Annotated in this window: 20 protein-coding genes; 10 read left to right on the plus strand and 10 right to left on the minus strand. The window is 70.3% G+C overall.

Translation table 11 applies throughout. From position 1 onward, the window contains the following. The 3 genes from KO481_RS11055 to KO481_RS11065 all read left to right on the plus strand — a co-directional run bounded on the left by KO481_RS11055 (position 1) and on the right by KO481_RS11065 (position 4005). A complete protein-coding gene (locus KO481_RS11055; protein ID WP_215916959.1) occupies positions 1–2697 on the plus strand; it encodes a DEAD/DEAH box helicase in 2697 nt (898 codons plus the stop codon). Between the two features lie 170 nt (positions 2698–2867). Next, positions 2868–3539, plus strand: a complete 672-nt coding sequence (locus KO481_RS11060) for a DUF4333 domain-containing protein (RefSeq protein WP_215916960.1) — start codon at positions 2868–2870, stop codon at positions 3537–3539. Positions 3540–3852: 313 nt separating this feature from the next. Beyond that, entirely contained in the window at positions 3853–4005 is a 153-nt protein-coding gene (locus KO481_RS11065; protein ID WP_215916961.1) for a hypothetical protein, read from the plus strand. A 258-nt stretch (positions 4006–4263) separates the two neighbouring features. Here the strand turns inward: KO481_RS11065 and KO481_RS11070 are convergent, their stop codons facing one another. Next, the gene (locus KO481_RS11070) at positions 4264–5229 is read right to left on the minus strand and encodes a 5'-3' exonuclease (protein ID WP_215916962.1); all 966 of its coding nucleotides are present in this window, start codon (positions 5227–5229) and stop codon (positions 4264–4266) included. Positions 5230–5350: 121 nt separating this feature from the next. Between KO481_RS11070 and KO481_RS11075 the strand changes: the two genes are divergently transcribed. Next, positions 5351–6478 (plus strand): M24 family metallopeptidase, encoded by a 1128-nt coding sequence (locus tag KO481_RS11075; protein WP_215916963.1) that lies wholly within the window; start codon positions 5351–5353, stop codon positions 6476–6478. Between the two features lie 252 nt (positions 6479–6730). Here the strand turns inward: KO481_RS11075 and KO481_RS11080 are convergent, their stop codons facing one another. Next, complete coding sequence (locus KO481_RS11080; protein WP_215916964.1) at positions 6731–7141, minus strand: PPOX class F420-dependent oxidoreductase; 411 nt, start codon at positions 7139–7141, stop codon at positions 6731–6733. A 256-nt stretch (positions 7142–7397) separates the two neighbouring features. Between KO481_RS11080 and dprE2 the strand changes: the two genes are divergently transcribed. From dprE2 to KO481_RS11095, 3 genes are read left to right on the plus strand one after another with little or no spacing between them, the layout of a single operon-like run. Continuing rightward, the gene (dprE2, locus tag KO481_RS11085) at positions 7398–8150 is read left to right on the plus strand and encodes a decaprenylphospho-beta-D-erythro-pentofuranosid-2-ulose 2-reductase (protein WP_215916965.1); all 753 of its coding nucleotides are present in this window, start codon (positions 7398–7400) and stop codon (positions 8148–8150) included. Between the two features lie 40 nt (positions 8151–8190). Further along, positions 8191–9450: a precorrin-6y C5,15-methyltransferase (decarboxylating) subunit CbiE gene (cbiE, locus tag KO481_RS11090; RefSeq protein WP_215917344.1), complete on the plus strand. Its 1260-nt coding sequence runs from the start codon at positions 8191–8193 to the stop codon at positions 9448–9450. Beyond that, entirely contained in the window at positions 9447–10184 is a 738-nt protein-coding gene (locus tag KO481_RS11095; RefSeq protein ID WP_215916966.1) for a cobalt-precorrin-6A reductase, read from the plus strand. Before cbiE ends, KO481_RS11095 begins: the two co-directional genes overlap by 4 nt. Before the next feature lie 92 nt (positions 10185–10276). Here KO481_RS11095 and KO481_RS11100 read toward each other — a convergent pair whose 3' ends face one another. The 4 genes from KO481_RS11100 to KO481_RS11115 all read right to left on the minus strand — a co-directional run bounded on the left by KO481_RS11100 (position 10277) and on the right by KO481_RS11115 (position 13682). Further along, on the minus strand, positions 10277–10822 hold the full coding sequence (locus KO481_RS11100; protein WP_215916967.1) for a PadR family transcriptional regulator: 546 nt from the start codon (positions 10820–10822) through the stop codon (positions 10277–10279). A gap of 58 nt (positions 10823–10880) precedes the next feature. Then, positions 10881–12506, minus strand: coding sequence for a precorrin-3B C(17)-methyltransferase (gene cobJ, locus KO481_RS11105; protein WP_215916968.1), 1626 nt, complete (start codon positions 12504–12506; stop codon positions 10881–10883). Next, positions 12503–13141 carry a precorrin-8X methylmutase gene (locus KO481_RS11110; protein ID WP_215916969.1) on the minus strand — a complete coding sequence of 213 codons (639 nt, stop codon included), beginning with the start codon at positions 13139–13141 and terminating at the stop codon, positions 12503–12505. The genes cobJ and KO481_RS11110 overlap by 4 nt, the downstream gene beginning before the upstream one ends. Positions 13142–13244: 103 nt before the next feature. Further along, the gene (locus KO481_RS11115) at positions 13245–13682 is read right to left on the minus strand and encodes an Lrp/AsnC family transcriptional regulator (RefSeq protein ID WP_215916970.1); all 438 of its coding nucleotides are present in this window, start codon (positions 13680–13682) and stop codon (positions 13245–13247) included. A 139-nt stretch (positions 13683–13821) separates the two neighbouring features. Here KO481_RS11115 and ddaH point away from each other — a divergent pair, with 139 nt between their 5' ends. Then, positions 13822–14694, plus strand: coding sequence for a dimethylargininase (ddaH, locus tag KO481_RS11120; RefSeq protein ID WP_245400737.1), 873 nt, complete (start codon positions 13822–13824; stop codon positions 14692–14694). Positions 14695–14785: 91 nt separating this feature from the next. Here ddaH and cobG read toward each other — a convergent pair whose 3' ends face one another. The 3 genes from cobG to KO481_RS11135 form a co-directional block, all read right to left on the minus strand. Then, positions 14786–16036 carry a precorrin-3B synthase gene (gene cobG, locus KO481_RS11125; protein ID WP_215916971.1) on the minus strand — a complete coding sequence of 417 codons (1251 nt, stop codon included), beginning with the start codon at positions 16034–16036 and terminating at the stop codon, positions 14786–14788. 71 nt (positions 16037–16107) lie between these two features. Next, a complete protein-coding gene (locus tag KO481_RS11130) occupies positions 16108–16437 on the minus strand; it encodes a hypothetical protein (RefSeq protein WP_215916972.1) in 330 nt (109 codons plus the stop codon). A gap of 10 nt (positions 16438–16447) precedes the next feature. Continuing rightward, complete coding sequence (locus tag KO481_RS11135; protein WP_215916973.1) at positions 16448–16702, minus strand: hypothetical protein; 255 nt, start codon at positions 16700–16702, stop codon at positions 16448–16450. Between the two features lie 283 nt (positions 16703–16985). Between KO481_RS11135 and cobN the strand changes: the two genes are divergently transcribed. After that, complete coding sequence (gene cobN / locus KO481_RS11140; protein WP_215917346.1) at positions 16986–20624, plus strand: cobaltochelatase subunit CobN; 3639 nt, start codon at positions 16986–16988, stop codon at positions 20622–20624. A gap of 144 nt (positions 20625–20768) precedes the next feature. Continuing rightward, positions 20769–21158, plus strand: coding sequence for a PPOX class F420-dependent oxidoreductase (locus KO481_RS11145; RefSeq protein ID WP_215916974.1), 390 nt, complete (start codon positions 20769–20771; stop codon positions 21156–21158). A 58-nt stretch (positions 21159–21216) separates the two neighbouring features. On the opposite strand, the gene KO481_RS11150 is transcribed toward KO481_RS11145, so the two are convergent. After that, a complete protein-coding gene (locus KO481_RS11150) occupies positions 21217–21600 on the minus strand; it encodes a PPOX class F420-dependent oxidoreductase (protein ID WP_215916975.1) in 384 nt (127 codons plus the stop codon). Positions 21601–21668: the final 68 nt, after the last annotated feature.

The following is a 21668-nucleotide window of genomic DNA, read 5'->3' on the forward strand; positions in this document are numbered from 1 at the left end:
GTGGGACAACGGTCGCCGATCGGCGAACTTGCGGCATTCACCGCCGAACTGAAATTCACGCTCGATCCGTTCCAGCTCCAGGCATGCGAAGCCCTCGAGCACGGTCACAGTGTGCTCGTCTGCGCCCCGACCGGGGCCGGTAAGACGGTCGTCGGCGAGTTCGCGGTGCATCTGGCCCGGGCCGCGGGCGGCAAATGCTTCTACACCACCCCGATCAAGGCGCTGTCGAATCAGAAATACGCCGACCTCGTCGAGCGCTACGGCCGCGGTCAGGTGGGCCTGCTGACCGGCGATCAGTCGCTGCATCCGAACGCGCCGGTGGTGGTGATGACCACCGAGGTGCTGCGCAACATGCTGTATGCGGGATCCGATGCGCTGCAGGGCCTGTCGTACGTGGTCATGGACGAGGTGCACTACCTGGCCGACCGGTTCCGCGGGGCGGTGTGGGAGGAGGTCATCCTGCACCTGCCGCCGGACGTGCGGCTGGTGAGCCTGTCCGCGACAGTGTCGAACGCGGAGGAGTTCGGCGCGTGGATGGAGACGGTGCGCGGCGATACCGCCGTTATCGTCGACGAGACCAGGCCGGTCCCGCTGTGGCAGCACGTGCTGGTGGGGCGGCGGATGTTCGATCTGTTCGATCAGAAGTCCAGCGATCAGAAGGTCCTGGTCGACGAGGATCTGGTGCGCTACATCAAGCACCGCGAGGCCGAGGACCGGATGAACGGCTGGGATGGTCCCCGGCATCGCGGCGGCGGTCCGCGCCGCGACTACCGTCCGGTGCCGCGCCCGGAAGTGCTGGCCAGGCTCGACGACGAGGGCCTGCTCCCGGCGATCACGTTCATCTTCAGCCGCGCGGGCTGCGACGGCGCCCTGGCGCAGTGCCTGCGCTCGCGGCTGGACCTGAGCCGCGACGACGAGCAGGCGGAGATCACCGCCATCATCGAGAAGCACACCGGCGATCTGCCGCGCGCGGATCTCGACGTGCTGGGGTACTGGAATTGGCGTGAGGGCCTTTTCCGGGGGCTGGCCGCACATCATGCCGGCATGCTGCCCGCGTTCCGGCACACCGTCGAAGAACTGTTCGTGCGCGGGCTGGTGCGCGCGGTATTCGCCACGGAGACACTGGCTTTGGGCATCAACATGCCCGCCCGCACCGTGGTGCTCGAGCGCCTGGTGAAGTTCAACGGCGAATCGCACGCCGAACTGACGCCGGGAGAGTACACCCAGCTCACGGGCCGCGCGGGGCGGCGCGGCATCGATGTCGAGGGGCACGCGGTGGTGGTGTGGCATCCGAACGTGGACACCAGCGCCGTCGCAGGCCTGGCCTCGACTCGCACCTATCCGCTGCGCAGCTCGTTCCGGCCCGGATACAACATGTCGATCAACCTGATCGACCGGATGGGCGCCCAGGAGTCCCGGGCGCTGCTGGAGCGGTCCTTCGCCCAGTTCCAGGCCGACCGGTCGGTCGTGGGCCTCGTGCGCGGCATCGAGCGCAACGAGGGGCAGCTGCGCAAGCTGCGCTCGCAGATCGACGACGACGGCTTCATGGACTACCTGTCGCTGCGCGAGCGGATCAGCCAGCGCGAGCGCGATATCGAGCGGCAGGGCCGCGCCGATCGCCGCGGGGCCGCCGTCGCCGCGCTGACCTCGCTGCGGCGAGGCGATGTCGTGGCGATTCCGAGCGGCCGGCGCCAGGGCCTCGCGGTAATCCTGGAACCCGATCAATCACCCGGCGATCCGCGCCCGCTGGTGCTCACCGAGGACAAATGGGCCGGACGCATCTCCGCGGCCGACTTCCCCACGCCCGCACAGCCTTTGGGGCGAATGCGGCTGCCGCGGCACGTGGATCACCACACCGCCCGCACCCGTCGCGACCTGGCCTCGGCCCTGCGCAGCACCGGGATCACCCCGCCCGGGCGGCAGCGCCGCGGAACCCGCGCCAAGGGTGGCGAGGACCGCGAGCTGGACACGCTGCGCCGTGCGCTGCGCTCGCATCCCGCGCACACCCGGCCCGACCGGGAGCAGCTTGCGCGCGTCGGCGAGCGCTACAACCGGGTGCAGCGCGAGACCGAGTCCATGCGGCAGAAGGTCGCGGCGACGACGAATTCGCTGGCCCGCACGTTCGATCGCATCGTCCAACTGCTGACCGAGCGCGGCTACGTCGACGCCCAGGGGGAGGTGACCGCCGACGGCCGCAGACTCGCGCGCATCTACACCGAGGCGGATCTCGTTGTCGCCGAATGCCTTCGGCAGGGGGTCTGGCGCGGGCTGGGCCCGGCCGAGCTGGCCGCGGTGGTGTCGATCCTGGTATACGAATCGCGTCAGGAGAGTGGATATCTGGGACCGTCCGGTCCGACCGCGCCGATCCGGCGCGCGGTCGGGGCCACCCTGGGCATCTGGGGCGAGCTGCGCACCGACGAGGCCGCGCACAAGCTGGAGCCCACCCGCGAACCGGATCTGGGGTTCGTCACCGGGGTGCACAAATGGGCCCGCGGTGACGGCCTGGGCGAATCGCTGCTGGCCAGCGGGGATCAGGGCAATGCGCTGTCGGCAGGCGATTTCGTGCGCTGGTGCCGGCAGGTGATCGATCTGCTCGACCAGATCCACAACACGGCCGACGACGTCGAGGTCGCCGGGACGGCGGCCAAGGCGGTGCGGGCGATCCGGCGAGGTGTCGTGGCGGTGGATGCCGCGTAGGCGGCGGTGGTCGGCGGAGGGGGGAGCACGGTCCGGCGGTGGAGCGGTCAATACGAACGCTGCGTGCCGGACTGTGATTTGATGCTTTCGAGCACCGACCGTGGTGAGAGATCTCAGGACCTCACACGGGGGGAAGCGTGGGTACGACGAGTGCAAGTGGAGGCAGGCAAATGAGCGGCCCGTACGGTCCGAACGACACCCCTGGTGCCGGGTCGGGGAGTCCCAGCGACCCGACTCAGTGGGGCGGCCAGCAGCAGTGGGGTCAGCCGGGCCAGGCGTCCTGGCCGCAGCAGGGCGCCGGCAGCGCCGATCCGACCCAGCAATGGAGCGGCCAGTCCCAGCAGCAGTGGGGGCAGCAGAGCTCGCCGTCGTGGCCGCAGCAGCAGCCTGCGCAGCCCTCGGCGTGGGAGCCCACTCAGCAGCAGTGGGGCCAGCCGGGGCAGCAGGGGCAGCAGTGGACCCAGTCCGACTGGTCCCAGCAGCCTGGGTCGCCCGCGCAGCCGTCGTCGCCGGTCGACGGCGAAGGCAAGAAGAAGTCGCGCAAGGGCCTGCTCTTCGGCGGGATCGGCGCGCTGGTGGTCGTCATCGTGGCCGTGGTGCTGGGCTTCGTCTTCCTGGGCAGCGACCAGCTCGACAACTCCGCCGTGCAGACCGGCGTGCAGAAGGTGCTCAAGGATTCCTACGGCATCGATGACGTCCAGGACGTCAGCTGCCCGTCGGGCGAAGAGGTGAAGGTCAACAACAGCTTCGATTGCAGCCTGAAGGTCGGCGGCGAGAAGAAAAAGGTCACCATCAAGGTCACCAAGTCCGACGGCACCTATGAGGTCGGCCGCCCGAGCTGAGGGTTCCGCACCGCGCGGCCGAATCGCGGGGGTGCGAACCGCCGGACGTGGTGCCCGCCGTGCTTCGCCGTGCGGCGCAGCTTTACCACCGGATCGCCGATCGGTCCGCCGATCAGTCGAACGTGATGTGGGAGCGAGGGGAGGCGGCGAAATGCCTGTACCGCGCGGGCGACCGGGAAGAGGCGGTACGGCGGCTTCGGGTGATTGCGGTGGACCCCGCGGCGGATAATGGCATGTTTAGTCAGAGACAGTGTCTGGATCGAATTGCAAGTACTTCGATCGGGACTTCCCGTGAAGCGGCGCGGCCTGGAGATTGATCGAAAAACTGACCGGCCGTGGTGTGCCGGATCTGCTCGAGATCCTGGTGCGCGAGCGCAGACAGGCGATCTCCGAGGGCAATACCCTGCAGCGGCACGAGCGCCCGATGCTCGCGGCCGCCCAGCGCGAAATCGACGCCGCGAGTTGAGCTTTGCGCGTCGACACGATCGGCCGAATGTCGATCGGGCGTCGAGGCCGCTCGCGCGCAGGTACGGGCCGCCATGGGTGTGAAATCGACGCCGCGAGTTGAGCTTTGAGGCGCACACGACGCGAGCGCGAATCGGTGGCCATGGCGGTTACGCGGTGTTCGATGGGCCCGGCTGCGACGGGCTTTCGCACAGGAGGGTGCGCGCAGGGCAGCCGGCGGCCCTCGTGCCGCAACCCGGGCGAGGCATAGGTTCCCGGCTCAGGCTCCGCGGTTGGCTATAGCGGCGATGAGGCGTTTGACCGGGCTCTCCGCGTTGTAGGCGGCTGCCAGGGCGTTCAGGCCGTCTGGGTCGGCGGGGGTTTCGGGGAGCGCGTCCGGGCGGGAGAGGTGCACCTCGGCGTCGCGGACCACGCGGACGACGGGGGCTGCCACCTTCAAATAGTCCTGTGCCGCAGTGAGTTTGGCGCGCACGCCCTGTGCCAGCTCGGCGTCCGGATCCGAGACGGCGGCGACCAGCGCCTCCAGGGTGCCGAAGCGGGAGATCAGGGTGGCCGCGGATTTGTCTCCGATGCCCGCGACGCCGGGCAGGCCGTCGGAGGCGTCGCCGCGCAGGGTGGCCATGTCGGCGTAGGCGGGCCCGGCATTCTCCTGGGGCACACCATATTTCGAGGCGACCTCGGCGGGGCCGAACAGCTCGGCCTTGGCCAGGCCGCGGCCGACGTAGAACACCCGCACCGGCGGGGCCGGGTCGTCGCGCACCAGCTGGAGCAGATCGCGGTCGCCGCTGACGACGATCACCTCGTCGGTGCGCTCCCGGGTGGCCAGGGTGCCGATGACGTCGTCGGCCTCGAGGCCCTCGGCGCCCGCGGTGGCGATGCCCGCCGCCTCGAGCACCTCGAGAATCATGTCCACCTGGGGGGTGAGCGTGTCGGGTACCTCCTCGGCGCCCGGCGCGGCTCCGGCCGAATCGTCGAGCCGGTGCGCCTTGTAGGAGGGCAGCAGCTCGACCCGGAATTGCGGCCGCCAGTTCAGATCCAGGCACACCACCAGCCGCCCCGGTGAGTGCCGGGCGATCAGCGCCGCCACCATGTCGGTGAATCCGCGCAGCGCGTTCACCGGCTGCCCGCTGGGCGCGGTGATCTTCTCCGGCACGGCGTAGAAGGCCCGGAACCACAGGCTGGCCCCGTCCAGCAGCAACAGCGGTCCGGCGGCAGGTGAGCTCATAGCGCAGACGGTACCTGCTCGGGCTGACAAACCAGCCCGGAAGGCGAGGTGAGGCGGGCGCTCCTGCCGGGACGACGATGTCCGGGCGGCGCCTATTGCCAAGCGGGTAACGTGAGGCGGCATGAGCGACCAGTCGGATTCACGGTTCGGTGCAGAGGTCTACGGGAAGCGGTTGGAGCGGGCGGCGGAGCTGCTGCGGGCCGCTCATCTGGATGCGCTACTCATTACGCCGGGCCCGGATCTGCGGTATCTGATCGGGTCGCGCGCGCAATCGTTCGAACGGCTGACCTGCCTGGTCGTCCCCGCCAGCGGCGCGACGCCGTCGGTGGTCGTCCCGAAGCTGGAACTGGCGGGGCTGGCGGGTTCGGCGGCCGGTGAGCTGGGCCTGCAGCTGCTGGACTGGGTCGACGGCGTGGATCCGTACCACATCGTCAAGTCCGCGCTGAACGCCGGCGCCCGGGTCGCGGTCGACGACGCGATGCCCGCGCTGCATCTGCTGCCGATCGCCGATGTGTTCGGCGTGCTGCCCGCGTCGGCGACGCCGGTGCTGCGACAGCTGCGAATGCGCAAGGACGACAGCGAGATCGAGGCACTGCGCCGCGCCGGCGCGGCGATCGATCGGGTGCACGCCCGGGTGGGCGAATGGCTGCGCGCCGGGCGCACCGAGGCCGAGGTGGCCGCCGACATCGCCGAGGCGATCGTCGCGGAGGGGCATACCGCGGCCGCCTTCGTGATCGTCGGCAGCGGTCCGAACGGCGCGATTCCGCATCACGAGCAGTCCGACCGCCGCATCGAATCCGGCGACATCGTGGTCGTGGACATCGGCGGCCCGGTCGAGCCCGGCTACTATTCCGATTCCACCCGCACCTATGTCGTCGGCGAGCCCGATGCGGAGATCGCCGAGCGCATCGCGGTGCTCGAGCGGGCCCAGGCCGCCGCGGTGGCCGCGGCCCGGCCCGGCGTCACCGCCGAATCCGTCGACGCCGCGGCGCGAAATGTGCTGACGGAGGCCGGTTTCGGCGAGGCCTTCATCCATCGCACCGGCCACGGCATCGGCCTGTCCGTGCACGAGGAGCCCTACATCGTGGGCGGCAACGACATCGTGCTCGAGCCCGGTATGGCCTTCAGTATCGAGCCGGGCATCTACTTCCCCGGCGAGTGGGGCGCCCGCATCGAGGACATCGTGGTGGTCACCGACGACGGCTGCGAATCGGTGAATCAGCGCCCCCATGGGCTGACGTCCGTGTGAACCCTCGCTCCGCAGAGATCTCCGGCGTCCTGACGGCGGTGCAGCTCGGCCGCACCGCAGAATCCATTGCTGCACAACAGGAGTGCGAGGGTGCCTGCGTCAGTTCTCCGGCGGGCACAACGATCCGTGGGACGACCTCGAGAACGCGGTGGACCTGACCGCCACGGGCTTGGTGCCGTACGGGAACGTGCACCATCCGCACGGGCACACTGTGGCCCGGACGAAACGACTCCGGGTACGAAGCCGAGGCGATCAGACGCAGCGCAGGGCCGCGCTCGACAGCAGGCGGGTGGGGCGGATGGCGATGACGACGCGGGCCGGGTTCTCGCGCGGAGTCCGGTACCGGACGGCGTAGCGCCGTTCGGCCTCGGCGACCTCGGCCGGGTCGGTGAGCACGTCGGCGGGACCCTCGAGGGTGAGCCAGCGGGCCCCGTCGACCTGGCTCACCGCGGCATACCCGGTGTGCCGCACATTGCGCGCCTTCGTTGAATCGCCCGAGGTGATAATGCGGACGATCCCGGCCTCGTCGTCCCACGCGAATCCGATCGGAACGACGTGGGGTGTGCCGTCGCCGCGCAACGTGGTGAGTGTCGCCAGATGCCGTTCGATGACGAACGCGAGCGCGGCCGGGGCCATTTCGATGCGGGTATCGGTGGCTGCCATGCAGCCAGGCTAACAATCGGCGAATTTCCGTCGTCGCGCCCGTGCTCAGAACGACCCGGCGGGTCGGCTGAGCAGCGGAATTGTCCGCTGGGCCTGGATGCAATTGCCGTGTGCCGTGTGCCCTGGACGGTGCGCGGATGCGGTCGTTCGTGAGCACATCCGGCGGAGGTGCTCCCGATGTTCACCGGGCGCGTACCGGTGGGGTTGGCGGCAGGGCCACGGGCTGTGTGGCGTTCGACGATGGCACACTGTCGGCATGGGTGTGCGGGTGGACGAGGGTGCGATCGTGCTGCTGGGTGGGCGCAGCGAGATCGGGCTCGAGATCGTGCGGCGGTGTGCGGCGGGCCGGGTGGTGATTCTGGCCGCGCGTCGCAGCGACGAGCTGGCGCGGGAGCGGGCCGCGGCCGAGGATGCGGGTGCGGCCGCGGTGCACTGCGTCGAGTTCGATGCCGACGATCTGGCCGCGCACCAGCCGTTGCTGGAGAAGATCGCCGCCGAACACGGCCGGATCGGCGCGGCGGTGCTCGCGTTCGGCGTGCTGGGTGACCAGGCTCGCGCCGAACAGGATCCGGCGGCGGCGGTCGCGGTACTGCAGACCGATTTCGTGGCGCAGGTCGGCCTGCTGACGATTCTGGCGAACATGCTGCGGGCCCAGGGCAGCGGGCACCTGGTGGTGTTCAGCTCGGTGGCCGGATTCCGGGTGCGGCGGGCCAATTACGTGTACGGCTCGGGGAAGGCGGGACTGGACGGATTCGCCACCGGACTGGCGGATGCGTTGCACGGCACCGGAGTTCACCTGCTGCTGGTGCGTTCCGGATTCGTGATCGGCCGCATGACCGAGGGGATGGACCCCGCGCCGTTCTCGGTGCGTCCCGGCCAGGTCGCCGACGCGGTGCTCGCGGGGTTGCGCGCCCGCCGCGAGATCGCCTGGGCCCCGGCCATGATGCGCCCGATCTACTTCGTATCCCGCTTCGTCCCGCGCGCGATCTGGCGGCGGCTGCCCCGATGACCGGCATGTCCCGTTCGGCGGGGGAGACCCGATGGTGATGATGCAGTGGTCCGGCGCCCCGATCGCGGTGGTGGGCATCGGGGCCGACGGCTGGGACGGGTTGGGGTCGGCGGCGCGCGAGGCCGTGGAGCTGGCGGACGTGGTGTTCGGTTCGGGGCGGCAGCTGGCGCTGGTGCCCGCGGCCGTCTCCGGCCCCGAACGGGTGCGGTGGCCCGTTCCGCTGCTTCCGGCGCTACCGGATCTCTTCCGCGCGCACCGCGGTTCGCGAGTGTGTGTGCTCGCGAGCGGGGACCCGATGTTCTACGGAATCGGGGTGTCGCTGGCGAAACTCGTGGGGCCGCAAGCGCTTCGGGTGCTGCCGCAGCCCTCGTCGGCAGCGCTGGCCTGTGCGCGGCTGGGCTGGGGGCTGGCGCAGACTCCTGTGGTCAGTGCCGTGGGGCGCAGGTTGGAGACGGTGCTGCCGGAGCTGGCCGACCGGCGCCGGATCCTGCTGCTGAGCTCCGACGAGCGCACCCCGGGCGAGTTGGCGAAGCTCCTGTCGTGCAACGGTTTCGGGTCGTCGCTGCTGACGGTGCTGGAACAGCTCGGCGGCCCGGCCGAGCGCGTCGTGTCGGGTGAGGCGGCGGTGTGGGACGCACCGCCGGGCGACCCGCTCAATATCGTCGCCGTGGACTGCCTGGCTGATCCGGGCGCACCGCGGCTGACCCGGCTCCCGGGCCTGCCGGACGGCGTGTACGCCGGTGACGGGCAGCTCACCAAGGCGGAGGTGCGCGCGCTGTCTCTCGCCGCGCTGGCCCCCGCGCCGGGGGAGCTGCTGTGGGACGTCGGCGGCGGGTCGGGCACGATCGCCATCGAATGGTGCCGTACCCATCCGGAGTGCAGCGCAATCGCTTTCGAGCGATCCGGCGCGCGACGCGAGCAGATTGCGGGCAACGCCGCGGCCCTCGGGGTGCCGGGAGTGGCGATCGTCGGCGAGGTGATCGCGGAGCTGGCGGACGGCGGACTCGCAGAACCCGACGCCATCTTCCTGGGGGGCGGGCTCACCCAGCCCGGTGTATTCGAGAGCTGCTGGGCACGCCTGCGACCCGGCGGACGCCTGGTCGCCAACGCGGTGACCGCGGAATCGGAGACGCGCCTGGTCGCCTGGGCGGCCGAATTCGGTGGTGCGCTACGGCGATTCCAGATTCACCGGGCCGAGCCGCTCGGCGGTTTCACCGCGTGGCGCCCCCAGCTGCCCGTCACGCAGTGGAGCGTGATCAAGCAGGCCGAGGTGGACCCGAACCCGGACGGGCAGCGGTGAGAATCCTGCTGCTGGGCGGTACTCGTGAGGCCCGCGAGATCGCCGAAACCGGTACGGATGAGCGAGAATTCGAGCTCGTCTCCTCGCTCGCCGGACGGGTCCGAGATCCGGTGCTGCCCGCGGGGCCGGTGCGGGTGGGAGGTTTCGGCGGAGTCGATGGACTGCGGGAGTGGCTGGCCGCCAACGATATCGATGCGGTCGTCGATGCGACGCATCCATTCGCGGGCCGGATCTCGGCGCACGCGGCGGCGGCCGCTGCCGCACTGGAGCTGCCGGTCCTGCACGTGCGGCGTCCCGGCTGGCGGGAGCGGCCGGGCGATCGTTGGCTCCGCGTGCCCGATGTGGCCGCGGCCGCGGATCTCGTGGCGGGGCTGGGGGAACGGATCTTCCTGACGATCGGTCGTCAGGAGGTCGGCGCGTTCGAGGGCCTGCGAGGGCAGTGGTTCCTGATCCGCGCGATCGACCCGCCGACCGCCGCGCTGCCGCGCGAGCACGAACTTCTGCTGGCCCGTGGGCCTTTCGACGTCGAAGACGAGGTGCGGCTGCTGAGTGCGCACCGGATAGATGCGCTCGTCACCAAGGACAGCGGGGGAGAGTCGACCGCGGCCAAACTCGGCGCCGCCCGCGCCCTCGGTATCCCCGTCGTCATGGTCGATCGCCCGGCGTTACCCGCGGGCGCGGCGACCGTGGAATCGGCCGCCGCGGTATGGGATTGGCTGCGGGTGCTGCGTTGAGCCGCGTGCGCGGCGGTTGTCGGCCGCGGAGGTGGCACGCCGTTGGGATGGACGCTCGAACTCCCCGGCGCGGCGAACGGGCGGCCAGGCTTTCAGGAGGGGTCGGCGGATGCGGGCGCCAGCAGTGTCGGCAGCCGGTCGAACCAATCCAGCACGGCCCGTTCGTATCCGATGCCGAAGTCCAGGGTCGCTCGCTCGTAGCGGGACATCGACTCGTCGGTATCGCCCAGATAGCGTTCTAGGCGTTGTTCGTGGATCACGCGGTTCGCCGCGATGATTCGATGCAGCCGCTTGGGTTCGACGAATTCGCCGAATGCCAGGGTCAGCAGCAGCGGTACCCGGATGGTCTCCGCGCCCGGGTCGCGGGCGATCCACTGCGCGAACGCCTCGCGGCCCGCCTCGGTGATTCGATACGGCGTCCGCTCGCGCGCGCCGGTCTCCCCCTTCTCCACCAGCCCGATCCGGGACATCGTCGCCAGCTCGCGATACACCTGGCTCTGGGTGATCGTCCAGAAGTCCCCGATCCGGTCCTGAGCGACGCTGACCAGATCCCACCCGGCCATCGGGCCCTCGTGCAGGAAGCCCAGCAGTGAGGCGGCGGTCGAGTTCAGTCCCCGCTTCGGTTCGTCCCCGGACATGCCACCCTCCTTCAATGTTCCACATAGGAATATTAACCGCTGGGACAGTCGTACCGCATCATCGGGCCACGTACCGGCGTGAGGTGTAGACGCGGGTGCCGGACGGGGTGTCGAACGCGGTGGTAGTGGAGGCGCCGATGATAAGCAGGGTGCGCATGTCCACCTCGGCGGGATCCAGCTCGGCGAGGGTGAGCACCCGCACCGATTCGCCCGGCCCGCCGACATCGCGACCCAGGATCACCGGCGTATCGGGCTTGCGGTGTTCGAGCACCAGCTCGCGCAACGCGGCGACCTGCCAGGTGCGCTGCGAAGAGGCCGGGTTGTACACGGCGATGGCCATGTCGGCGGCGGCCACGGCCGAAATGCGCTGTGTCACCGTCTCCCACGGCTTGAGCCGGTCGGACAGCGAAATCATGGCGAAGTCGTGGCCGAGCGGGGCGCCGACGCGGCTGGCGACCGCCCCGGCCGCGGTCATGCCGGGCAGCACGCGCACCGGGACGTCTCGCCACTGCGGATCGGCGGACTCCTCGATCACCGCCGCGGCCATCGCGAACACGCCGGGGTCGCCGGACGAGACCACCACCACCCGGGCGCCCTGCTTGGCCAGATCCAGTGCCATGGCGGCACGTTCGGACTCCACCCGGTTGTCGCTGGCGTGCCGCCGCTGCCCCGTGCGCAGCGGAACCCGGTCGATATAGGTGGTATAGCCGACCAGATCGGTTGCCGCGGCGAGGGCCTCGGTGACCTCGGGAGTCGTCCAGTCCGGGGAGCCCGGGCCGAGACCGACGACGACCACCTCGCCTGGTTCTGGCGAACTGCTATGCACTGCAAGGGAATCCATCACCGGCGGTGCGACATTGTCGTCGGCCGCGGACGGGCGGTCGGGATCGTGCGGGTCAGCTGCGGATCGCCGCGCTCGTGCGGCGGCCTCGGAATTGGCGGCCGTGAGCGGGATCTCGGTGGTGACCTCGGGTCCCGGGACGACGGTGATCGCGAAGTACGGCACCTCGTCGTCGGCGACATCGGCCGCGCGTAGCACACGCTGTCGGCCGGTGCTCGCGCGCTCGACATAATAGGCGTCGTCGATCCGTCCCGCATCGGAAAGCGCCTGCCGCACACCGGGATAGGTGCGCCCCAGTTTCATGATGACGGCGGCGTCGGCGGCGGCGAGCCGGCGGGCGAGCTCATCGGCGGGCAGGGTGCCGGGCAGCACCGTCAGCACCTGATCGCCCTCCACCAGCGGCGTGCCCAGGGCCGCCGACGCCGCGCTCACCGACGTGATGCCGGGGATGATCTCGGCGTCGAACCGGCCGGCGAGGCGGCGGTGCATGTGCATGTACGAGCTGTAGAACAGCGGATCCCCCGCGGCCAGCAGCGCCACGGTCCGCCCGGCCTCGAGATGACCGGCCAGCGTCGCGGCCGCCCGCTCGTAGAACTCGTCGATGGCGCCCTGATAACCGCCCGGATGGTCCGTCGTCTCGGTCGTCACCGGATAGATCAGGTGTTCCTCCAGCTGCCCGGGGCGCATGTATGCCGCGGCGATGCCGCGCGAGATGCTGCGTCCGTGGCGGGCGCTGTGAAAGGCGATCACATCGGCCGCGCCGATGATCCGCGCCGCCTTGACCGTGACGAGTTCCGGATCGCCCGGTCCGAGGCCGATGCCCCAGAGCTTTCCTCGGCTCATTCCTGTTCGCTCGCAATCGCATTCAGCGCCGCCGCGGTGATGGCGCTGCCGCCGCGCCGGCCGCGGACGGTGAGATAGTCGATGCCGCCGCCGAATTCGGCCAGCGCCTGCTTGGACTCGACGGCTCCGACGAATCCGACCGGGATGCCCAGCACCGCCGCCGGCCGGGGCGCACCCGCGTCGAGCATGTCCAGCAGGTGGAACAGCGCGGTCGGGGCGTTGCCGATCGCGACCACCGCGCCGTCCAGGCGGTCGCGCAGGAGTTCCAGCGCCGCAACCGATCTCGTGTTGTCCATGGTTCGTGCCAGCTCCGGCACCCGGGGATCGCCCAGCAGGCACAGCACCTCGTTGTCCGCGGGCAGCCGCCGTCGCGTCACCCCGGAGGCGACCATGGTGGCATCGCACAGGATCGGGGCACCGGCCCGCAGCGCGGCGCGGGCCCGGGCGACGACGCCCTCGGAGTAGTCCACGTCGGCGGCCAGATCGACCTGCCCGCAGGCGTGGATCATCCGGACCACGACCTGCGCGACATCGGCCGGGAACCGGGCCAGGTCGGCCTCGGACCGGATGGTCGCGAACGACCGCCGATAGATCTCGGCCCCGTCGGTGAGGTAGCTGGTGCGCACATCGGACATGCCGTCCACACTAGAAGTGCGGTTGTGCGTGGTCGGCCCCGGGCCTGGGCTGACGCCGCGAGGGCACGGCGCGGAGGCCACGATTGTGGCCGACTCCGGAGCCTCAGGTGCGGGGGCGCTCGAGGATTCTGGACATCACGATGCTGCTGCGGGTGCGTCCGACTCGGGCGTTCTCCCGGATGCGCTCGACGGTGGATTCGATCTCGGCCATATCGCTCGCCATGACGTGGACGAGCGCGTCCGCCTCGCCGGCGATGGTCCAGACGCCGACGATCTGCGGGATCGGCTCGAGGCTGCGGCGCAGCTCGGCGGGGGAGATGTTGTCGCGGTAGTACACCTCGACGTACGCCTCGGTCCGCCAGCCCAGCGCGGCCGGATTGACCTGCGCGGTGAAGCCGGTGATCTGCCCGCCGGTGACCATCCTGTCGACCCGGCGCTTGACCGCGGGCGCGGACAACCCGACCCGCGCCCCGATGTCCTGGAACGATGCGCGCGCACTCTTGAGCAGGTGGGCGAGGATATCGCGATCGATGTCGTCCACGACCGGGCCTCCGTTCGCCGCGCCTGCAATGAATCGCCGTTTCGAGCCGTCTTTGTGCAACGAATCCGTATTTCTCGCGCAATAGTACGCCGCTTACCGTCATTTCTAGCCTCGAGAACGCCGATCACAGGGAGTCCCGTTGACGTCTGTCGCCACGCTGCGCGCCCCCGAACCGTCCGGCGCTCGCCGGCCGGTGCCGCGCCGGTTCCTGATGTGCCGCCCCGACCATTTCGACGTCCGCTACGCGATCAATCCCTGGATGGACGCCACCGCCCCGGTCGATCGCGTCCGCGCGCTCGCGCAGTGGGATACGTTGCGCGACACCTTCGAACGGCACGGTCACCTCGTCGAGACGATCGCCGGTGAACCCGGGCTGCCCGATATGGTTTTCGCGGCCAACGGCGGCCTGGTGATCGGTGACCGCGCCCTGTCGGCGCGGTTCGCCAGCCCCGAGCGAGCGGCCGAGGGACCCGCCTATCACCGCTGGCTGACCGGGCGCGGATTGCACCGGGTCGCGGCCGCGGTCGAGATCAACGAGGGGGAGGGCGATTTCGCGCCCGCGCCCGGACGCATCCTGGCGGGCACGGGATTCCGGAGCTCACCCGCCGCGCATCGGGAAGTCGAGCGATTCTTCGGGTTGCCGGTGGTCTCGCTGGAACTGGTGGATCCGCGGTTCTACCACCTCGACACGGCGCTGATGGTGCTCGGTGACACCATCGCGTACTACCCACCCGCGTTCAGTCCGGCCAGCGCGGAACTGCTGGCGAGCCTGTACCCCGATGCGATCGTGGCCACCGCGCGGGACGCGGATGTGCTGGGCCTGAACGGAATCTGCGACGGCTACCACGTCTTCCTCAGCGACCGCGTCACCGTACTGGCGGACGAACTGCGGGCCCGCGGTTACGACCCGATCGGCATCGACCTGTCCGAGTTGCTGAAGGCCGGCGGCGGCGTGAAATGCTGCACGCTCGAAATGCACCACCGTGCAACCGAACCGGCCGCCATCGAATAATTGCCCTGGTCATCCCTGCTTCGCGCGTGGCCTCGGGCTCGCCGTCGGGAAGCGTCGGCGCGGATCGTTGTGGGGGCTGGTGCTGCGAGCGTCAGTCGCGCGGTCGACCAGGCGGGGTGATGCGGTAGCCATCCTGTTCGGCGACGACATCGGTGACAGCACCGCGCGGGCGGCCGCAGCGGCGTTCGCAGCCGGACCAGTGCTGGCGGCCCGCCCCGACGATCTCGGTCGCATCCAGGCCGCGGAGTTCGGCCTCCGGGGAATCGGACGGCCCGTGCTCACCCGCCGTGATGTCTTCCGGCGCATCGAGCTCCGCGGTGTGATGCAGCACCCGTCCGCCGGCGACCGCCGCCGCGGCGTCGGCACGCACGTCGGTGCGGGACTTGGCGCAGCCGGGCTGCCCCGCGCAGGCCGTCACCAGCAACCAGGGTGATGCGGCGTCGAAGATCAGGCCCATCGGCGCGAGCACCCGCACCACCTGCTCGGCGGCCCACTCGTCGAGGTCCGCCAGCACCAGGCTGCGCCAGGGGGTCAGCACGATCGGGCGGTCCACGGCGGCAAGGAATTCCGCGGTCCGGGCGGGCAGACTGCCCAGCGGAACACCGGCACCCAGGCTCACCAGGCCGTCGCGCTGATCGTGCCAGCCGATCGGAATATCGTGGGGCGCAGCGAATTCCAGCGACTCGGCGGTGGCCGGGCGGCCCAGGGCCGCGGCGATGCGGGCGGGGCCGTCGTCCACCTCGTGCACCCGCCACCGCTCACCGCGCAGCCCCTGGAATTCGTGCGCGGCGGCGAGCAGGACCGCGACGGCGTCGTCGGCCGGTATCCGGATGCCGCTGTCGCGTCCGCCCAGCAGCAGCGCGTAGGTGCTCTCGCCGGTCGCATGGACGCCGAAATCGCCGCCGAGGCCGCTGATGTCGCCGCGCCCGTCGTCGAGGGTGAACAGGACCCGGCCCGGCAGTTCGGCCAGCGCGGGGGCCGCGCGCAGCGCCTCGTCCAGGCGCGGCACCACATCACGCACATCGGTCAGGCCGCCGACGCGGCCCGAGAGCGGCGAAGCGATGATGTTGCGGACCCGTTCGTGGGTGGGGCTGGGTAGCAGATCCGCGGCCGCGAGCCGCTCGGCCAGTGCGGCGGCATCGTGGATCCGGCGCAATTGCACATTGCCGCGCGAGGTCAGCTCGATCGCGCCGTCGCCCAGCGTGCGGGCGGCCTCGGCCAGGGCCTGCAGCTGATCCGGGCGCAGGCGGCCGCCGGGCAGGCGGATCCGGGCCAGTGGCCCGTCGGCGGCCTCGTGCAGGCGCAGCACGCCGGGGCACGAATCGGGTGCGGAACGAGTCATGATGGGATCAGCCTACGGCGCGGCCTGTTCGGGCCGCTCACAACCCTTGCGCGGTCCGTTGGGCGATGTACTCAGGCCCCGATGTGGCGACGCCGGGCGCGCGCCCGCACCGGGGTGAGCATCGCGCGCGTGCGCAGCGCCCGCGGCGTCTGGTCCCACTCGTCGGCGAGCAGATTCGGGGTGGCGTGATGGTCGGCGTGGTCGCGGTGGACCGTGGTCGCGATGACGGTGAGGCCGTACAGGAGGGTCAGCGCGCACAGGGTCCCGCAGATCACCGCCCACTCGGTGTGGCCGCTGCCCGCGGCCGTGAGTGTCATCGCCAGCGTCGCGAAAGTTACCAGTGCGCAGAAGTAGCCGGACCATGCGGCAAAGTGATTGCGGCGGACCCAGTTAGGGGGCATCGGCATATTCTCAGCGTCCTCTCTCCCCGATCAACAGGCGCAGCCGGACGCGCCGCGCCCACCGCGGGGGTGGAGCGTAGCTCTCGGACAACAGATGTGGTTTCTCGTGACGGTGGATCCGGTCTCGGTGGGCCGTGGATTCGAAGACCAGCAGACCCGTCAGGGCGATCGTCGCGCAGGCGCAGCCAGCGATGACTGCCAGGGTGTTGCGATGTTCGGCGGCGGACGCGAGCGTCATTGCGAGCAATGCAACGGCAACCATCATGCAAATAATTCCTGACCAGGCAGCGAAGCGATTTCGCCTGGCCCATCCTGGTGAGTTCGGCATATGTCGAGCGTACGCCGGTGATGTCCGGTCCGGGAGCGGAATTCGCAGGTCGGGAAGGGTCCTCGCGGCCCGTGTCGGGGGTCGGCTGTAGCATCCCCGATGCCTGCCCCACACGAGGAATCCGGTGCAATTCCGGTACGGTCGCGCCACTGTGACAGTCAGACCCTCCCGGCGGGCGTACACCCTGATGGGCGCGTTACCCCGAGGAAAGGTCCGAATCGTGATCCTGTTGCTGTCCACCTCCGACACCGACCTGCTGTCCGCGCGGGCCAGCGGGGCGGGCTACCGGCTGGCCAATCCGGCCCGGCTGCTACTCGAGGATCTGCCCGCCCTGCTCGAGGGCGCGGATCTGGTGGTGGTGCGCATCCTGGGCGGTCGCCGCGCCTGGGAGGAGGGGCTCGAGGCGGTGCGTGCCAGCGGAGCTCCGGTGGTGGCGCTCGGCGGCGAAATGGCGCCCGATGCCGAGCTGATGGAGTGCTCCACCGTGCCCGGCGGTGTCGCGGCCGACGCGCACAACTATCTGGCCGCGGGCGGTGCGGGGAATCTGCTTCAGCTGCACAACTTCCTGTCGGACACGGTGCTGCTCACCGGTCACGGCTTCGAGCCGGCCGTCCAGCTGCCGAACTGGGGTGAACTGGAGCGCACGCCGCGCGCCGGGATCACCGGCCCGACGGTGGCGGTGCTCTACTACCGCGCCCAGCACCTGGCCGGGAACACCGCCTACATCGAGGCGCTGTGCGCGGCGATCGAAGGCGCGGGCGCCCGCCCGCTGCCGCTGTACTGTGCCTCGCTGCGCACCGCCGAGCCGGAACTGATCGACACCCTGCGCGCCGCGGATGCCCTCGTGGTGACAGTGCTCGCCGCGGGTGGCACCCGGCCCGCCACCGCCTCGGCGGGCGGCGACGACGAGGCCTGGGACATCGGCGCGCTGGCCGACCTGGATGTGCCCATCCTGCAGGGCCTGTGCCTGACCTCGGGGCGCGAGCAGTGGGCGGCCGCCGACGAGGGGCTGTCCCCGCTGGACGTGGCCACCCAGGTGGCGGTGCCCGAATTCGACGGCCGCATCATCACGGTTCCTTTCTCGTTCAAGGAGTTCGACCAGGACGGGCTGTCCACCTACGTCCCCGATCCCGAGCGGGCCGCCCGGGTGGCCGGCATCGCGGTGCGGCACGCGCGGCTGCGTCATATTCCGGTGGAGGACAAGAAGATCGCGCTCATGCTGTCCGCCTATCCCACCAAGCACGCCCGGATCGGCAACGCCGTCGGCCTGGACACCCCGGCCAGCGCGATCGCGCTGCTGTCCGAGATGCGGTCCGCCGGTTACGATCTGGGGGCTCACGGGGAGATTCCCGGACTCGAACAGGGCGACGGCGACGCACTGATTCACGCCCTCATCGCCGCCGGCGGCCAGGATCCGGACTGGCTCACCGCGGAACAGTTGGAGGGCAACCCGATTCGGATCGGTGCGGACGCGTACGCCGCCTGGTTCAGCACGCTTCCCGCGGATTTCCGGGCCGCGGTGGTCGAGGCGTGGGGCCCGCCGCCGGGCGAGATGTACGTCGACCGTTCGGCGGACCCCAAGGGTGAGATCGTCATCGCCGCACTGCGATTCGGCAATGTGGTGCTGATAGTGCAGCCGCCGCGCGGATTCGGTGAGAACCCGGTCGCGATCTATCACGATCCGGACCTGCCGCCGAGCCACCACTACCTGGCCGCCTACCGCTGGCTGGCCGACGCCGACGGCTTCGCCGCCGACGCGGTGGTACACCTGGGCAAGCACGGCAATCTGGAGTGGCTGCCGGGTAAGACGCTGGGCATGTCCGCGTCCTGCGGCACCGACGCCGCGCTGGGCGATCTGCCGCTGATCTACCCGTTCCTGGTGAACGATCCGGGCGAGGGCACCCAGGCCAAGCGCCGCGCCCACGCCACCCTGGTGGACCACCTGATCCCGCCGATGGCGCGCGCGGAGACCTACGGCGACATCTCCCGGCTCGAGCAGCTGCTCGACGAGCACGCCAACATCTCCGCCCTGGACCCGGCCAAACTGCCCGCCATCCGCCAGCAGATCTGGACTCTGATGCGCGCGGCCAAGATGGACCACGATCTGGGACTGGCCGAGCGCCCGGACGAGGAGTCCTTCGACGACATGCTGCTGCACGTCGACGGCTGGCTGTGTGAGATCAAGGATGTGCAGATCCGCGACGGGTTGCACGTGCTGGGCCAGGCGCCCACCGGCGAGGCCGAGGTGGACCTGGTCCTGGCCATGCTGCGCGCCCGGCAGCTGTGGAGCGGTGAGGATCATGTGCCCGGCCTGCGAGAGGCGTTGGGGCTGAGCGAATCCGGTGACGAGTCGCGCGAGCGGGTGGACGCGTTCGAGAAGCTGGCGCGCGAACTCGTCTCGGCGATGCAGGAGTCCGACTGGGACGTCGATGCCATCGACGCGCTCACCGAGAGCCTGTTCGTGAACGCCGCCGTCCCGGCAGGGGCGAATTCGCCGGAAGGCCAGGATGAACGGCGGGCCGCGGTTCGCCGAGTCCTCGGTTTCGCCGCGACGGAGGTGGTGCCGCGGTTGCGCCGGACCGGGGTCGAGATCTCACGCATCCTGCACGCGTTGAACGGCGGATTCATCCCGGCCGGGCCGAGCGGGTCACCGCTGCGGGGCCTGATCAACGTGCTGCCGACCGGTCGCAACTTCTACTCGGTGGATCCCAAGGCCGTGCCCTCGCGCCTGGCCTGGGAGACCGGCCAGGCCATGGCTGACTCGCTGCTGGAGCGGTACCTCGCCGATCACGGCGGGTATCCGCGCTCGGTGGGCCTGTCGGTGTGGGGCACCTCGGCGATGCGGACCTCGGGCGACGATATCGCCGAGGTGCTGGCGCTGCTGGGCGTCCGGCCGGTCTGGGACGAGGCCAGCCGACGGGTCACCACCCTGGAACCGATCTCGCCGGCGGAACTCGGCCGCCCGCGCATCGATGTGACGGTCCGGATCAGCGGGTTCTTCCGCGACGCCTTCCCGCACGTGCTCGCGATGCTCGACGATGCGGTGCGCCTTGTCGCGGCCCTGGACGAGCCCGCCGAGTCGAATTACGTCCGCGCCCACAGTCGGGCCGACCTGGCCGAGCACGGCGACGAACGGCGTTCCACCACACGCATATTCGGCTCCAAGCCGGGCACCTACGGCGCGGGTCTGCTGCAGCTGATCGACTCCAAGAGTTGGCGCACCGACGACGACCTCGCACAGGTCTACACCGCGTGGGGCGGCTTCGCCTACGGCCGCGACCTGGACGGCGCGCCCGCGGCGGACGATATGCGCAGCGCCTATCGCCGCATCGCGGTCGCGGCCAAGAACACCGACACCCGCGAGCACGACATCGCCGACTCCGACGACTACTTCCAGTATCACGGTGGCATGGTCGCCGCGGTCCGGGCGCTGACCGGCACGAATCCGGAGGCCTACATCGGCGACAGCACCCGGCCCGATGCGGTGCGCACCCGCACGCTGTCGGAGGAGACCACCCGGGTATTCCGCGCCCGGGTGGTGAATCCCCGCTGGCTCGAGGCCATGCGCCGGCACGGCTACAAGGGCGCGTTCGAGATGGCCGCCACCGTCGACTATCTGTTCGGCTACGACGCGACGACCAATGTCGTGGCCGACTGGATGTACGAAAAGCTTTCCGAGAGTTACGTATTCGACGAGACCAACCGCAAGTTCATGGAGCAGTCGAATCCGTGGGCGCTGCACGGCATCGCCGAGCGACTGCTGGAGGCCGCCGAGCGCGGGCTGTGGGAAGCGCCGGAGCGGGAGACGCTGGATCGGCTGCGGCAGGTGTATCTCGAGACCGAGGGTGAGTTGGAGTAGGGGTCCGCGCACCTCGTGAGCGGCCCGAAGCCTCGCACGCGTAACCGGAGTGCGTGATGGCGTGGCCGCCTACGACCGTGGTCGTATGCGCGGGTGCGTCCGGGAACGGATGTACCGGGAGCGCTCGAGGCATAGCGTTGTCGCATGACCTGGAACGAGCTGGCACAGAGCAAATACGCGGTGCTGACGACCTATAAAAAGGACGGCACACCGGTCGGGGCTCCCGTGTGGGTCGCACCCGACGGCGACCGGATTGTGGTGTGGACCAATCCCAAGGCATGGAAGGTCAAGCGGATCCGCCGCAATCCCGAGGTCACCCTGCAGGAATGCGATCGCCGCGGGCAGCCGGCCGGGGGTGAGGTGCTGAACGGCACCGCCGAACTCCTCGACGCGCCCGGGACCGAGCGGGTGCGCGGGCTGGTCGGGCACAAGTACGGGGCGCTCGGCACCGTGTTGATCCGGGCGCACAAGCTGTTCCTCGGGAGCGACCGCTCGATCGGCATCGCAATCACCGAACGGGCCGCCGCGGGGTAGTCGCGGGCAGTGCCTACGGCCGAGTCGGGCCCGAGGCGCTGGCCCTACCGTCCCGAATTTATGCGTCGGCCGTGATTTCGATGCCTACGGTGCCGCCGCGCCCGCGCCGCCATTGGCTGCCGGTCACGATCAGCCAGCCCTGCAGCGAATACTTCCGCTTGATCAGGCCGCGGACCCGGTCGCTGCCGGCCTCGTCCAGGATCCGCGCGTTGCCGTTCACCACCGCGCCGCGAGTCTTGCCGCCGGCGCTGCACGGCTGCAGGGTCACCGCGGGATTGTTGCGGATCCGCTTGACCTTCCAGCTGTCGGTGACCGTCCAGACGTAGAGCTTGCCGTCGTCCAGGGCCGCCCAGAGCGGCGTGCCCACCGGTGTGCCGTTCTTGCGGAACGTGGTCAGCAGAACGTAATTCGCGGTGCCGATCGCGCCGAAGGGATTGTCCACGGCCACAGCCTAGTTGGTTCGGAGGCGGGACGGCAGACATGCCTGGCGGTTCGGCCCGCCGATGCGTC

Source organism: Nocardia albiluteola (genome assembly GCF_018860155.1).
GTDB classification, from domain to species: Bacteria; Actinomycetota; Actinomycetes; order Mycobacteriales; family Mycobacteriaceae; genus Nocardia; species Nocardia albiluteola.

What these genes read in the sequence shown, in the direction of transcription:
- cbiE (WP_215917344.1), top strand. Translation starts at nt 8,191, where the DNA reads ATGCAGTGGTCCGGCGCCCCGATCGCGGTGGTGGGCATCGGGGCCGAC.
- dprE2 (WP_215916965.1), top strand. Translation starts at nt 7,398, where the DNA reads ATGGGTGTGCGGGTGGACGAGGGTGCGATCGTGCTGCTGGGTGGGCGC.
- KO481_RS11110 (WP_215916969.1), bottom strand. Translation starts at nt 13,141, where the DNA reads ATGTCCGATGTGCGCACCAGCTACCTCACCGACGGGGCCGAGATCTAT.
- KO481_RS11060 (WP_215916960.1), top strand. Translation starts at nt 2,868, where the DNA reads ATGAGCGGCCCGTACGGTCCGAACGACACCCCTGGTGCCGGGTCGGGG.
- cobG (WP_215916971.1), bottom strand. Translation starts at nt 16,036, where the DNA reads ATGACTCGTTCCGCACCCGATTCGTGCCCCGGCGTGCTGCGCCTGCAC.
- KO481_RS11070 (WP_215916962.1), bottom strand. Translation starts at nt 5,229, where the DNA reads ATGAGCTCACCTGCCGCCGGACCGCTGTTGCTGCTGGACGGGGCCAGC.
- KO481_RS11130 (WP_215916972.1), bottom strand. Translation starts at nt 16,437, where the DNA reads ATGCCCCCTAACTGGGTCCGCCGCAATCACTTTGCCGCATGGTCCGGC.
- KO481_RS11075 (WP_215916963.1), top strand. Translation starts at nt 5,351, where the DNA reads ATGAGCGACCAGTCGGATTCACGGTTCGGTGCAGAGGTCTACGGGAAG.
- KO481_RS11100 (WP_215916967.1), bottom strand. Translation starts at nt 10,822, where the DNA reads ATGTCCGGGGACGAACCGAAGCGGGGACTGAACTCGACCGCCGCCTCA.
- cobJ (WP_215916968.1), bottom strand. Translation starts at nt 12,506, where the DNA reads ATGAGCCGAGGAAAGCTCTGGGGCATCGGCCTCGGACCGGGCGATCCG.
- KO481_RS11145 (WP_215916974.1), top strand. Translation starts at nt 20,769, where the DNA reads ATGACCTGGAACGAGCTGGCACAGAGCAAATACGCGGTGCTGACGACC.
- KO481_RS11135 (WP_215916973.1), bottom strand. Translation starts at nt 16,702, where the DNA reads ATGATGGTTGCCGTTGCATTGCTCGCAATGACGCTCGCGTCCGCCGCC.
- KO481_RS11080 (WP_215916964.1), bottom strand. Translation starts at nt 7,141, where the DNA reads ATGGCAGCCACCGATACCCGCATCGAAATGGCCCCGGCCGCGCTCGCG.